The organism is Streptomyces sp. NPDC002566 (assembly GCF_042889585.1).
Taxonomy (GTDB): domain Bacteria; phylum Actinomycetota; class Actinomycetes; order Streptomycetales; family Streptomycetaceae; genus Streptomyces.
The window spans coordinates 538754-551869 of record NZ_JBIARD010000006.1 but is presented as its reverse complement, the minus strand read 5'-3'; the positions used below and the strand labels follow the sequence as shown (position 1 = coordinate 551869).

The window sequence follows — 13116 nt, the reverse complement described above, 5'->3', positions numbered from 1 at the left end:
GACCAGCGTGTTCTGCGGCATCGACTGGGCCACCGACCACCACGACATCGCACTGCTCGATGAAGCCGGCACCCTCCTGAACAAGCTCCGCATCGACGACACCCCCGCCGGCCTCAGCCAGCTCCTGGACCTGCTCGCCCAGCACGGCGACAGCCCAGAGCACCCGATCCCGATCGCCATCGAGACCTCTCACGGACTCCTGGTCGCCTGCTTACGCGCCACCGGCAGACCCATCTACGTGATCAACCCACTCACCGCCGCCCGCTACCGCGACCGCTACGCACTCAGCCGCAAGAAGTCCGACCACCTCGACGCCAAGGTCCTCGCCCACATCCTGCGCACCGACCCCGCAGAACACCGGCCCCTGCCCGCGGACAGCCACCTCGCCCAGGCCATCACCGTCCTGGCCCGAGCCCACCAGGACGCCGTCTGGGACCGCGTCCAAACCGGCAACCGCCTCCGCTCCCACCTGCGCGAGTACTTCCCCGGCTTCCTCACCGTCTTCCGCCACTTCCGTGAAGGCCTCGCCTCACCCGTCACCCGCACCCTGCTCGCCGCAGCCCCCACCCCCACCCAAGCCGCCCAGCTCACCCGCCCGCAGCTGCGAGCGATCCTCAAGAAGGCCGGACGTCAGCGTGAGATCACCGGTGAAGTCGAACGACTCCACGCCCTGCTCCGCGAGCCGCAGATGCACCAGCCGCCCACGATCGAGCAGGCCATGGGCACCAAAGCCCTCGCTCTGCTGCGGCAGTTCAACGCGGCCTGCGCCAGCGCCGACGACCTGGAAGCAGCCACCACCGCCGCCTTCACCACCCACCAGGACGCCGAGATCATCACCAGCTTCCCCGGCCTCGGCGCACTGACCGGCGCCCGCGTCCTGGCCGAACTCGGCGACGACCACACCCGCTTCACCAACCCACGCGCCCTGAAGGCCTACGCCGGATCCGCACCCATCACCAGATCCTCCGGACGCAAGACCACCGTCCTGGCCAGGCACATCAAGAACCAGCGTCTCGCCTCAGCCGGCTACATCTGGGCCTTCGCCGCCCTCACCGCATCCCCCGGAGCACGAGCCCACTACGACCGCCGCCGCCAAGCCGAAGACCGACACGTCGCAGCCCAACGCAACCTCTTCAACCGGCTACTGGGCTGCCTGCACCACTGCCTCATCCACCGCATCCCCTATGACGAGCAGACCGCCTTCCCCAGCACCGCTTGACTGATCAACCGCATCGGATGTCTGTCTCCGCCCCGCTCCAGCCCGGCCGGGGGCCGGGCCGCGCTCAAAGCATGCAGCCGCCTGATGCCAGAGAAGGGGCACGTCGTGGCTCGGGCGGTCGGCTCCGCGATTTTAGGCAGCCACTTTGGCGCGAGCCTCGAAGATCATGGCCCCACCGTCGTGCTTTACCGGGCAGGTCCACAGACTGCCCGACGCGCCGGAAGCTTACGGGGCCATGATCACTCACGCCAAAGCAGCGCCACCCCAAAGCCGCTACGCCGACCTGCGTTGACATCGACACGACAGACTTCGAGGGCTAGCAGACCGTCGGCGCCAGTGTTTTCACCAGATATCGAACAAACCCATGATCTCAACTTACCTGCTAGTAGCCCTTCGGAGCGGGGTCTGAGGCCCCTATGATGTGGCGGTTTCAACACGTGAAAATGAGGGGGATCCATGTTCGAGACGGCCAAGGCTGCAGGCGATGACCAGGATGCTGTCGTGGACGGGCTCGACGTACTGGTGTCCATCGACGACACCGAAGGGCGTTCCGACTCAGGGGACATGGGCATTTTCAGGGGCCGGAGCCAGGACGCCTCGGTCCGGCGAATCCCCACCGCCGTCCTGCGTGAGAACCTCCAGCACACAGTGCGCGCCCTGCAGCAGGTACTCACGGACCTCAGGGTGCCCGACGGCGGGATGCCGTTGCAGCAGGCGCAGGTCTCATTTGAGATCACCGCGACCGGGGGTATCACTATTGTGGGGACTACGGCCCAAGTGGGCGCCAAAGGATCGATCACACTGACTTTCGGCTCCTGATCAGCCGGGGACCACGATGCACTCCTCGTGCCGTGCCCTCTTGATCGGGGTACCAGCGTATCGCGACCCCAATATCGACGACCTGACCTTCGTCACGGATGATATTGCCGAGCTGGCGGAGGCACTAACTGCCGTTGGGTACGAGGTACACGTCCACGACGTAGAAGAGACCGACAGGGAGAGCATCGACTACGCCATCGAGACGTTCTTCCAAAGCGCCGCTCCGGACGAGACACTGCTCCTCTACCTCAGCGGCCACGGGATCCACCATGGCGGCAGGGACTACCTCGTTCCCAGGGGCGCGCGCACGGCCTCCCATGACTTTCGCGGAAAATGCCTCTCGCTCGACTTCAGCGGCTACGTCGAGCGCAGCAATGCTGGCGACGTAGTCGTATTCGTGGATGCCTGCCGTGAGGGTATCGATCTTAGGGAAATGTCGGCGGGCAACGCCGTTGGCTGGTCCGATATGCGAGTCGCGCGTGTCGGCGAGCGCCACTACTGCCACGTATACGCCTGTTCCCCCGGAGAGCGGGCCCGCTACACCCGTGCCGGAAACAGCACCTTTAGCATCTTCTCTCGCGCCCTCAGCACTGTCGTAGCGGACGAGGCGGGCCCCAGCACGCTGCGCGAACTCAAGGAACAGCTGCAGAGCGCGGTGGACGCACTGACTGCCGAACACAAGCTGTTTCGTCAGCAGATCAGGGTACGCACCGAGACGGAGACTGACGACTTCATCGTCTTCAGGCGGCCTGACCAGACCATAAACGGGACCGCAGGTGATCATTCCTGGGCAACAGCGGCCCGCAACCATCCGGCGTGGAAGCAGATCGGCGACGTCCCCGGCGCCGTGGCCATGCGCGCTGCCGCTATGGCCCTCGTCGCCGAGATCGCTCCGCAGGCCGCCCGGGACGAGGCCCTTCTAAGCGAAGACCCCTGGCGGCCCGTCGACTTCGCCGAGCGAATGTCCGCCGGGGTGGGCTGGCTATTGTCGAAGGTTCTCAACCCGGAGAAACTAGCTCTGTCTCCAGCCGAAGCTGCCCTACTGGTCGCCGTGCCCTACCTCTACGTGACGTGTGCGAACCGCGCTGCGGTAGAGGCGCTGGACGTTCAACCCACGACCCTCGACCACATGCCGTCTCCAAGCCCCGCACGGGCGAACTACGAGCAGTTCTTCAACAACCGACAGCGGCTGGTCCGCCGAGCCGTGCTCGCGGCTCAATCGCCCGGCGAGGGCGATCGTGCTGCCGGCATCGCCTGGTGGCTGTTCCGCCGCTGGCTGGCCCGGAAGCCCGGCGGAGCCCAGGAGAGAATCCTGGACGGCCTGCTCGGCCCCGTGGAGAGACTGCTTGATGACGTTCCGGACGAGGCCGACCGCAAGTTGGTCGCTGAACTGTTCGAGCTGAACACCTTGCCGATGTTGCTGCGCTCGCTGCGCACTTCGTTCGATTCAACCACGATCCGGCCGAAACGCCAGCTGGCAGGCGGTGCCGAGGCAGAGCAGCACATCAGGGAGCAACTACTGGTTGTCCTGCTGACGGTAGCGCACCACTTGGCGATCGATCCGGTCCTGCTGTCGGACGTCGTCGTGGAACACCTTGGCATCAGCTACTCCGCAGACGTAAGGCAACTCCACCGGACCATTCAGACGGCCCGCTGGGATCAGCACGGCCGTACCCGCGTCCTCAATGCTGCCTGTCACCATCCGGCAATAGGCCTGGCTTTGCGGCATCAGGCGGCCGCCCTAGACGCCCTGTTCGGCGCGGTCGATGTCCTAGCCAGCAGTGAACCCCAACTGGAGCCATTGCAGGATCTACCAGCGCATGCCACTGCCGACCAGGTACGGCCGGCCGTCGATGCCGGAGGGGAGCCCGCGTACGAGTCGACGGACCTGCGTTTCCGTCTCGCCGACGACCGCATCCAAGAACTCCTCATGGGCGAGCAGTTGTACGGAGATCCGTCCCTGGCCATCCGCGAGCTTTACCAGAACGCCCTGGACGCCTGCCGCTATCGGGGAGCACGCACGCAATACCTGCGGCTGCGGCACACCGAACTCGCGCCTTGGTCAGGTCGTATCACATTCAAGCAGGACGTGGACGAGCGCGGCCGGGCCTTCATCGAGTGCACGGACAACGGCATCGGTATGGGGGAACGTGAACTTCGTGAAGTCTTCTCCCACGCCGGTATGAGCTTCGCCGACCTCCCCGAGTACCTCGATGAGCGAGCTGAGTGGCGTGCGGCGAATATCGAGTTGCACCCCAACAGCCGCTTTGGCATCGGCGTACTCAGTTACTTCATGATCGCCGATGACGTCTCGGTGACCACATGCCGCCTGGACCGCGAAGGTCACCCGGGACAGCGCCTGCGAGTAGACATCGCTGGACCGGGCTCTCTCTTCCATATCCGGGACCTTGGACGGGGGTTCGAGGCCGGCACAACTGTACGTCTATATCTCCGCCCATCCGCCAAATTGCCCTCTTGTACCGATCTGTTGCGACGATTGCTGTGGATCTCTGAGTATTCGGTAGTCGCACAGGACGCAGAGACCCGCTTCGAGTGGGAACCGGACACGTTGTCGCCCGTGGCGCCACTAGGCCCCAGTGATCCGCATATGCCGGGTACGGTTCGCGCAACCGACGCCGTGGTCGATGCCACGTCCCGTGAGGATGTGTGGTGGGCGAGTACCCGGGGCGGCCTCCTCGCGGATGGAGTGTGGATCGGCGTTCCACTGTTCGGAGCCGTGGTCAACCTCACCGGTACGCATGTTCCGCAGCTGACCGTCGATCGCAGGAACACCCTCTCCTACGACAAGGCTCATGTCATGCAGCTGCTGCGCGAGGAGATCCCGGCGCTGCTGCGGGAGGGAGCCGAGGTCTTCAGCCACGATTGGCTGTCAGCACTTGTGGCCTACCACCCGGCGCTGGCAGACGAGATAGCGGAGGCCGCGGTGGCCTGTCGACACACCCCTTGGGTGGTGGGCTGGCAGGAGTTGGACATCGCCTCGGCAGGTTGCTTCTCAATGGACACACATATTTTGGGTGGGGAAGTTTGGGCGGGCATTCCCCCCGCTAGGTTTCCGAAAGCACTCGTCACATGGCGAGTCAAGGTCTGGGTAGCGGCCGGAGCGTTTCCTGGCGTGACGCTCACAGATCCCGAGTTGGTGCCACGCGCACGACCCACGGACATCGGTCTGTTTGTCGAATCAGGATTCGACGAGGGCCCGGGGAGCAAGTTCAGCTCGGAGAGGCGCTACCCGGACGACTGGATTGATGACGAACTTCCAGTACACCTAGGGCACGTGCTGCAGTTCGCATACCTGGTGCAGTGCAGTCCGCAAGAGGTGGCAAACAGGCTAGTGCAGCTCGGCTTACGGCTTCAGGATGGTGTGGTCCTTCCCGAGACCGTCGTGGGTGACGACCTGCTCATCCTCAGTCGTGATCTTGATCGGGAAGCGCCGTGGCTGGATGTCACCGATCCGGTCTCGTTGGGACATGTGCTCGCGGTAGCTGAGCGGACAAAGCGTCGTCCCGCGGAGGTGATCGCCAGACTCGCAGAGTTCGGACTGCGACTCGCCGAAGGAACGGTGTTCCCCGAGGCCGTCGAACCCGGGGATGTAAGCGTCCTCTCCAGAAGAGATCACCTAGGACAGCGCGGTTGGCTGGATGTCACCGATCCGGTCCCGTTGGGACATGTGCTCGCGGTAGCTGAGCGGACAAAGCGTCGTCCCGCGGAGGTGATCGCCAGACTCGCAGACCTTGGGCTGCACCTGCATGACGAAGCCGCCCCGCCAGCGGCCGTGGAGTCAAACGACTTGATCATCTTGAAGGAAGGGCTCAACCCGAACAGGCCGTGGTGGGATATCAGGACGCCGGTGCCGTCGGCGCACGTTCTCTTGGCCGCCCACGTGGTGGGTCAGGCTCCTGAGGATGTGAGGGCCAGACTGGTGCAGCTCGGCCTACGCCTACATGAGGGGGAGGCGGCGCCCGCAGCCCTGGAGCCCAGAGACCTCGCCTTGCTCAATGCGGGCACCGAGCATCAGAGAGAATGGTTGAACTTCGCAAGGCCAGTTCCATTGGGGCATGTTCTGGCGGTGGCTGAGCAAACGAAACATCGTCCCGCGGAGGTAGCGGCCAGGCTTGAGGAACTAGGGCTGCGTCTACCAGAAGCCGCTGTGCTGCCTGAGATCGTTGAGTTCGACGACCTCCTCATACTCAGCAAAAGGCACACCAGGAAGGGTCCCTGGCTGAATGTGGCCGACCCGGTTCCGTTGGGGCATGTAGTGGCAGCGGCCACGCGAATCAATTGGCGTCCCGCGCAGGTAGCGGCCAGGCTTGCGGAGTTCGGGCTGCGTCTGGCGGAGGGTACGGTGCTGCCTGGGAAAGTCGGACCGGATGATCCGGCCATTCTTAGCGTCGATCTCGATCGGGTAGCTCCATGGCTGGACGAGACGACACCAGTGCTGCTGAGCCATGTGTTGCGCGCGGCTGACCGATTGGGGCGTCGCCCTACGGAGGTGGCAGCCCGACTCATGGCATTTGGTTTGCAGGTTGCAGACGGGCCGCCCCAGCTCGATAAAATCGAGCTTGAGGATCTCCGGATGTTCAGTGACCGCGAAGGGATGAACGAATGGCTGGACAGCAAGGCGCCCGTCGAGTTGTGCCATGTCTTCCAGAGTTCCGTTTCCAGCGGACGCCCTATGCCGGAAATCGCGCGTCGTCTTCGCGAACTCGGATTCACCTTGACCGACGACGTGATCTACACCCATGACTAGTAGCGCGCTGTTACGTCGCATAACTTCAATGGTGCAGCGTGGAGCACCAGTCGAGCTCCTGCTTGGCGTCAAACCGTCACCTTCGTGCGTCCCCGCAACCGGCGGCTCCCCAGGCCCCCAATCGGTTTTGTCCTCAACGTGTGGGGCAACACGATCTACGACACATCCTATCGCCTCGCCGGCTTGAGTTTGTTCGTCAGTGGCCTGCTCTCGCCCTCCTTGCGTTAAGCCGTGGAGAGGATTCACCGACGTTGCCTGAACTCCGAAGCGGATCCACCAATGGGGTCAGCAAAAACTGGGACAGCGGCTGGAAACGCCCGAACGGCTACACGAAGGGACCCGGGCGTGCTGCGCTGGCACCTGATGGAACTGGCGCCAAGCCTCAAAAGCCGGCAAGCGCTAGCCGCGGACTATCTGTGGACTAACGGGGGCAGCCTGACACCCCCCGGTCTGCTGGAAGCGCCGTTACCTACGCGGCCTCCGAAGCCGTGTGTTACTCGGTCGGCAAGCCAGGAGACAGCACCGAAGAAGAGGCAGCGTGCTCCGCGCAGACAGCCCACCAGCTCTCGCCACCAGTGTCCACGACACGAACGCTCCACATCGCCGGCGCGGGGCACGGTGCAGCCCAGGAACACTCGCCCCGCGCCGATGCTGTGTCCATGCGGTGGTGGGTCTCCGCCCACGGGCCCAACCACTGAAGTTCCATGCCCCATAGTGAAGCCAACGTTCAACCAGCATCGCTACGCTTGTGCCAGAACTCTGCGACTGAAGCCAACGGAGCATGAGTGTCTAATTGCGTGACAACGCCGACGAACACCGGCGAACGGGTGCGAACGTCTGCGGACCATCAACGCAGGTGAAATGCACACCAGCCCGCGGCAGCGCCCCCACCCCAGTTGCTTCGGGACGAAGAGGTCGTGGGTTCAAATCCCGCCACCCCGACACAGGTCAGAGGCCCATTCACGTGATCGTGAATGGGCCTCTGTCGTGCGTACAGCAGCGGAGTACAGCAACCGCTATGACTCTTGCCGGCCGTCCTCGGCCGTCTGCTCTTCCGCCCGCTTCTGCTGCTTGCGCTTGCCCTTCTTTCCCTGCCCCTCCTTCTTCTGCTTGCTGCCGCCGCCCAGTGCCTTTCCGAGCTTGCGGAGAGCGCGGCGGGTGTCAGCGGAAGGTACGTGGGTGTAGACCTCCATCGTCACCGCGATCTCGGAATGGCGAAGGATCTGCATCGCGATCCGCGGGTGGACGTCGAGCGCGGCCAGGAGCGAGGCGCAGGTGTGTCGGGTGTCGTGCACGCGGATGCGGCGGACGCCGGCGCGCTCACAGCGGCGGTCGAACTCGCGGGTGAAGTTCCTCGGCTCGACCGGGGTGCCGTAGCGGGTCGTGAAGACCATGTCCGATTCCGTCCAGAGATCCTCGGCCCGCTCCTTCGCCGCCTGCTGTTCCTTCTGCCGGAGCCGGAGGGCGGTCAGGCAGATGTCCGGCAGCGGGAGCACCGCCTCCGAGGCCTCCGTCTTGGGCGTGTCGGTGTGAAGGAGACGCCGGCGGACCCGCTGAAGCTGGTGCCGGATGTGCAGCTCCCCCGCTTCCAGGTTCACGTCCGACCATGTGAGGCCGAGCACCTCCCCCTTGCGCAGGCCCAGGACGGGAATCAGTGCGTAGGCGCAGTAGAGGTAGTCGTGCCGGAGCTGGGCGCTCTCCAGGAAGCTGCACGCCTCCTCGACCGACCAAGGTTCGGGACGCTTGCGTCGGGCCCGCTCGACCTTGACGGGCTGGGCGACGTTCTGGCCCACTCGTTCGTCCGGCGTGTGGCGGACCGCGCGGACGTGCCCCGCGAGCTCGCGGAGGCCGGGATCCACGCAGTCCTGGCCACCCTGAGGGAAGCGGTCGGCGGCCAGGAGTTCCGCGACGCGACCGCCCAACTGCCCAGGGAGTACGACATCCTGCTGTCCACACCCGCGGGCCCGGCCGACGCCGGGTAGCGACCGTTTCGCCGGCTGCGCCGCAACTGAGCACCACAGTTGGCCACTTGGTGCTCATCGGGCCAAGGGCATCCGTTCAGTCAAGGACCGCGGTGGCTTCGATCTCGACCAGATGGTCGGGAACGTCCAGTGCCGCAACGCCCAGCAGCGTGGCCGGCGGGACCGGGGTGGTGCCCAGCTTTGCGGCCGCCCGGGAGATCCCCTCGAGCAGCGGTGGCATCTTGTCGGGGGTCCAGTCGACGACGTAGAAGGTCAGTTTCGCCACGTCGTCGAAGGAGCCGCCGGCCTCGGCCAAAGCGGTGCCGATGTTGAGGTAGCACTGCTCGACCTGCGCGGCGAGGTCGCCTTCGCCGACCGTGATCCCCTCGGCGTCCCAGGCGACCTGCCCAGCGATGAAGACCAGCTTCGACCCAGTGGCGATCGACACCTGCCGGTAGACGTCGATCTTGGGCAATCCACTCGGGTTTACCAGGTTGACGGCCATGCTGCCTGCCTCCTTGTCCTGAGCGCCTGTGGGCTCGTGTACGCCCCACGAGGGCACCCTCGGTCTCTTGTGGTTACTCAGGAACCGTAGGAGAGTGAACGCTGACGTGGAAGAACGCACTTTCCAGTGACTGGGGAACCCGATGGTGACCAAGCAGATCAAGGGCCCATCCGAGGAAGCAGACCTCAGGCGCGCGGACTCATTGGCGCGAGAGATCTTCTCCGACGTTGCCAACAAGTGGGCATTCCTGATCATCGAGACTCTCGGTGAACGCACTCTGCGCTTCAGCGAACTGCGGAACGAGATCGAGGGCATCAGTCACAAGATGCTCACCCAGAACCTGCGCATGCTGGAGCGCAACGGCCTGGTCGAGAGAAACGTGCACCCCACCGTCCCGCCGCGTGTCGAATACACCCTCACCGAGCCGGGCCAGGGCCTACGCGCAACCGTCGACGGAATGTGCGACTGGACGCACCGCTATTTCGGGCACATCGAGGCCGCCCGCCACCGCTTCGACGCCTGACAGCTGATCACGGTCTACAGCCGGAGTATTGGACGAGGGTGGCCCCGGACACCGGATCCAGGCCGTCCGCGGCCTTCCTGGACGCCTCCGGCATGGTGGCCCCGGCGGCGGTGTGCACCGCCGCCGGGGCCCATGTGCCCTCTATCCGCCCAGGAGTTCGCAGCCCTGGCCGCACCGACCGCAGCCCGCCTTGTCCGCGGTCGCGGGCGGGGAGCTGTGCGTGCTGTATGCGGGCGTTGGCCGGACCTGCGCTAGAAGGTCAGGTTCCAGGCGTCGATCTTGCCTGTGTCGGAGGCGGCGTTGTCGTTGACGCGCAGCTTCCAGGTGCCGTTCGCGACCTCCGAGGAGGCGTTCACGGTGTAGGTCTGGGCGATGTTGTCGGCGCTGCCGCCGGCACGGTTGTGCAGCGTGTAGACGGTGCCGTCCGGCGCCACCAGGTCGACCTTCAGGTCACCGATGTAGGTGTGCTTGATGTCCACCCCCACCTTGAGGGTGGCCGGGGCGTTGCCGGTCACGCCGGTCACGGCGATCGGGCTCTCCACGGTCGCGTTGTCGTTGACGGCGAAGTCCGCGAGGTTCTCGAAGTACTTGCCGGGCGGCGGGGTGGTCCCGACGGCCTTGAGGGCGTCGACCTGTCCTTCGCCGAAGAACGAGTTGCTGGCCGTCGTGCCCGTGCAGCGGCTGTCCGACGGGCAGGCGATGTCGTTGGCCTGGGCGGCCAGCTTGGCGCGGAGCTGCGCCGGGGTGATGCCCGGGTTGGCGCTGGCGAGGAGTGCCGCGACGCCGACCACGTGCGGGGTGGCCATCGAGGTGCCGCTCTTGCTGCCGTAGCCGCCGCCGGGGACGGTGGAGTACACGTTGCTGCCCGGCGCCGCGACGTCGATGACGCCCTGACCGTAGTTGGAGAACGAGGCCTTGGTGACACCCGTGCCGTTGGCCGCGACCGTGACCACGCCCGGCAGCTCGGTCGGGATGTCGAGGCAGGCGTTGGTGATGGTGCGGGTGACCGGCGTCGAGTCGTTCGGGCTCGCGGAGTCGGTCGTCTTGTGGGCGAGGTCGTAGTTCTCGTTGCCCGCCGCGGCGACCTGGAGGGAACCCTTGCTCTCGGCGTACTCCTGGGCGCGCTTGACGCCCTCGATGATGGCGGCCTGGTCGATGTTGTCCGGGCAGTTGAACTGCCACGGGTCCGTGTAATAGCTGTTGTTGGTGACCTTGAAGCCGTGGTCACCGGCCCAGACGAAGCCGCAGATGGTGTTCTCGGCGAAGAAGAAGGAGTTGCCCGGCTCGGCGACCCGGACCGCGGCGATCTTCACCCCGGGTGCCACGCCGACGACGCCCTTGCCGTTCTTGGCCGCGGCGACGGTGCCCGCTACGTGGGTGCCGTGCGTGTCGACGTCCCGCCACGCGCCGGTACGGGTGTCGGGCTTGCCGTAGGCGCAGGAGACCGAGTCGGCCGCGTCGAAGTTGGGCGCGAGGTCCTGGTGCTGGTCGTCCACACCGGTGTCCAGGATGCCGACCGTGACGGAGGCGGAGCCCGGGTTCACGGCCCAGGCCTGGTCGGCCTTGATCTGGCTCATGTCGGCCCGGACCGGTTCTCCGGCCGGGGTCGAGGACTGGGCCGGATTGGCCGGGAGCGCCGGGTTGTAGGCGTCGGCCGGGACGTCCGAGGTACGCGTGGCGCCGACCTGTTGCACGCCGGCGACGCCGCGCATGGTGGCGGCGAAGGTGCTGGACGCCGAGTGGGCGACGATCACGCCGATGGCGTCGAAGCTCGAGAAGACGGTGCCGCCGTTGGCCGTGATCGCCGAGCGGACCGCCGAGCTGTCACCGGGGGCGGTGATCACGAGGTAGGCACGCGTCCCGGCCACCCAGGCCGCGCTCTGGGATGCCGGCGCGGCGGCAGGAGCGTGGGCCTTGGCGGCCGGCGCGGTGGAGGTGACGACGGGAAGCGTGCCCGCGAGGGCTCCCGGGGCGCCGAACGCGAGAGCGGCACCGAGCGTGGCCGCCAGCACCAGCGTGCGTCTAGGGCGGCTGGATATACGGGGTATCAATGCGTCCTCCGGAGACGGCCCGGCCGTGCTGAGGGCACCGGACGGGCCGTACGAAACGAGTGGTGGATGCAAGATGTCAGGTGCATGCTCTTGCAGGGAAGTGCCTTTCCGCGCAGGGTCGTTCTAGAGGCATGGCTGGAAACAGACGCACTCCGGGCGTCGAGGATCGGGATCCACCGAGAGCTCGGCGACGTCGACCGCCCCCTGGCGTACGCCGCCGGCCTGATGCCGGCCGTGCTGCCCGCACCAGAGCGCCGGACCCGCGCGGGGACCGACACCGCCCGCGCCCGGGTGGCCGTCGGCCACTACCAGGCTCCGACCGCCGTCAAGCGGAGGCCGCCGCCCTGCGTGAACGGCGGCGCACGACGAGGACGCCTGCGGAGGCGAGGGCCGCCGCGGCGGCCGCGGCGGTGGCGACGGTCGTTCGGGAGGAGCCGTGCGGGAGGGGCTCGCCGGTGACCGTGAGCAGCCGGTTTGTGGTCTGCCGGCCGTGATGGCTGAGCGCTGTCAGGGGGTAGCGGCCTTCCGGTACGTCGCCTCGCAGTCGGGCGTGGCCCGCGTACACCGTCCCGCCGTCGTCGCATTTGCAGCCCGGGTCGTCCGCGCTGCCGGTCGTGAGGGCCACCGGGGTGTCGAAGACGGGTGAGCTGACGGTCACCGACTTCTCCCCCGGTTCGGCTCGCAGATCGGTGAGGACCAGCCGGACGTCGCTCCCCGGCCGTACCGGCGCGGAGTCCTCGCCGCCCGGGAAGGCGTCCGGGGGGCCGATGACGAAACGGCTGATCTCCGCCGAGCCCTCGGCCGCGACCTTGAGCCGCGTGGTGGCGACGGTACGGCCGTGACTGGTCGCGGTGGCCGGGTAGGCGCCCGGTCGCAGGCCCGGGCGGATGCGGTGCTCCGTTCCCGCCTTGTTCGTCTGGACCGACTCCGTCGACCCCTTCTTGAGGGGGGTCAGGGTGATCGGCTGCACCAGGGCCGGGGACGTGATCTCGACCCTGTCCCACCCCGGCGGCATTCCCTGGACGCTGAACCAGAGCGTGTCGCCCGCCTCCAATGTCCTGCCCTGAGGCACGTGGTAGTCGAGGCGGACCGCCGTGGAGGGGCCGTCGGCCCTCGGCGGGTTCGCGGCTTCGGCCGACGCCCGATGCGTCGGTCCCGGTAAGGGCATGAGGGCGATACCGGCGACGACCATGGCTCTGGCGACGGTGTCGTGGAACACGATTCCTCCCAGGCGGAGAGGGCTGGGCCGGTGCGGCCCCCATCGATCGGT

At 66.5% G+C, this 13116-nt stretch carries 9 protein-coding genes; 5 read left to right on the top strand and 4 right to left on the bottom strand.

Annotation, left to right across the window (positions count from 1 at the left end; all coding sequences use genetic code 11):
- Positions 1-7: 7 nt before the first annotated feature.
- The 3 genes from ACFYXA_RS26645 (at position 8) to ACFYXA_RS26635 (ending at position 6806) form a co-directional block, all read left to right on the top strand.
- Entirely contained in the window at positions 8-1219 is a 1212-nt protein-coding gene (locus ACFYXA_RS26645) for an IS110 family transposase (RefSeq protein ID WP_389037190.1), read from the top strand.
- 456 nt (positions 1220-1675) lie between these two features.
- A complete protein-coding gene (locus ACFYXA_RS26640; protein WP_389037145.1) occupies positions 1676-2038 on the top strand; it encodes a hypothetical protein in 363 nt (120 codons plus the stop codon).
- Positions 2039-2078: 40 nt separating this feature from the next.
- Positions 2079-6806, top strand: coding sequence for a caspase family protein (locus ACFYXA_RS26635; protein ID WP_389037142.1), 4728 nt, complete (start codon positions 2079-2081; stop codon positions 6804-6806).
- A 1016-nt stretch (positions 6807-7822) separates the two neighbouring features.
- On the opposite strand, the gene ACFYXA_RS26630 is transcribed toward ACFYXA_RS26635, so the two are convergent.
- Positions 7823-8599 carry a site-specific integrase gene (locus tag ACFYXA_RS26630; protein WP_389037139.1) on the bottom strand — a complete coding sequence of 259 codons (777 nt, stop codon included), beginning with the start codon at positions 8597-8599 and terminating at the stop codon, positions 7823-7825.
- Between the two features lie 15 nt (positions 8600-8614).
- On the opposite strand from ACFYXA_RS26630, the gene ACFYXA_RS26625 reads away from it, so the two are divergent.
- A complete protein-coding gene (locus ACFYXA_RS26625; RefSeq protein ID WP_389037136.1) occupies positions 8615-8788 on the top strand; it encodes a DUF2267 domain-containing protein in 174 nt (57 codons plus the stop codon).
- A gap of 76 nt (positions 8789-8864) precedes the next feature.
- On the opposite strand, the gene ACFYXA_RS26620 is transcribed toward ACFYXA_RS26625, so the two are convergent.
- Entirely contained in the window at positions 8865-9272 is a 408-nt protein-coding gene (locus tag ACFYXA_RS26620; protein ID WP_266571041.1) for a RidA family protein, read from the bottom strand.
- A 142-nt stretch (positions 9273-9414) separates the two neighbouring features.
- On the opposite strand from ACFYXA_RS26620, the gene ACFYXA_RS26615 reads away from it, so the two are divergent.
- Entirely contained in the window at positions 9415-9795 is a 381-nt protein-coding gene (locus ACFYXA_RS26615) for a helix-turn-helix domain-containing protein (RefSeq protein ID WP_099498680.1), read from the top strand.
- Positions 9796-10046: 251 nt separating this feature from the next.
- On the opposite strand, the gene ACFYXA_RS26610 is transcribed toward ACFYXA_RS26615, so the two are convergent.
- Entirely contained in the window at positions 10047-11807 is a 1761-nt protein-coding gene (locus ACFYXA_RS26610) for a S8 family serine peptidase (protein ID WP_389037131.1), read from the bottom strand.
- A 364-nt stretch (positions 11808-12171) separates the two neighbouring features.
- A complete protein-coding gene (locus ACFYXA_RS26605; RefSeq protein ID WP_389037128.1) occupies positions 12172-13065 on the bottom strand; it encodes a hypothetical protein in 894 nt (297 codons plus the stop codon).
- Positions 13066-13116 lie beyond the last annotated feature (51 nt).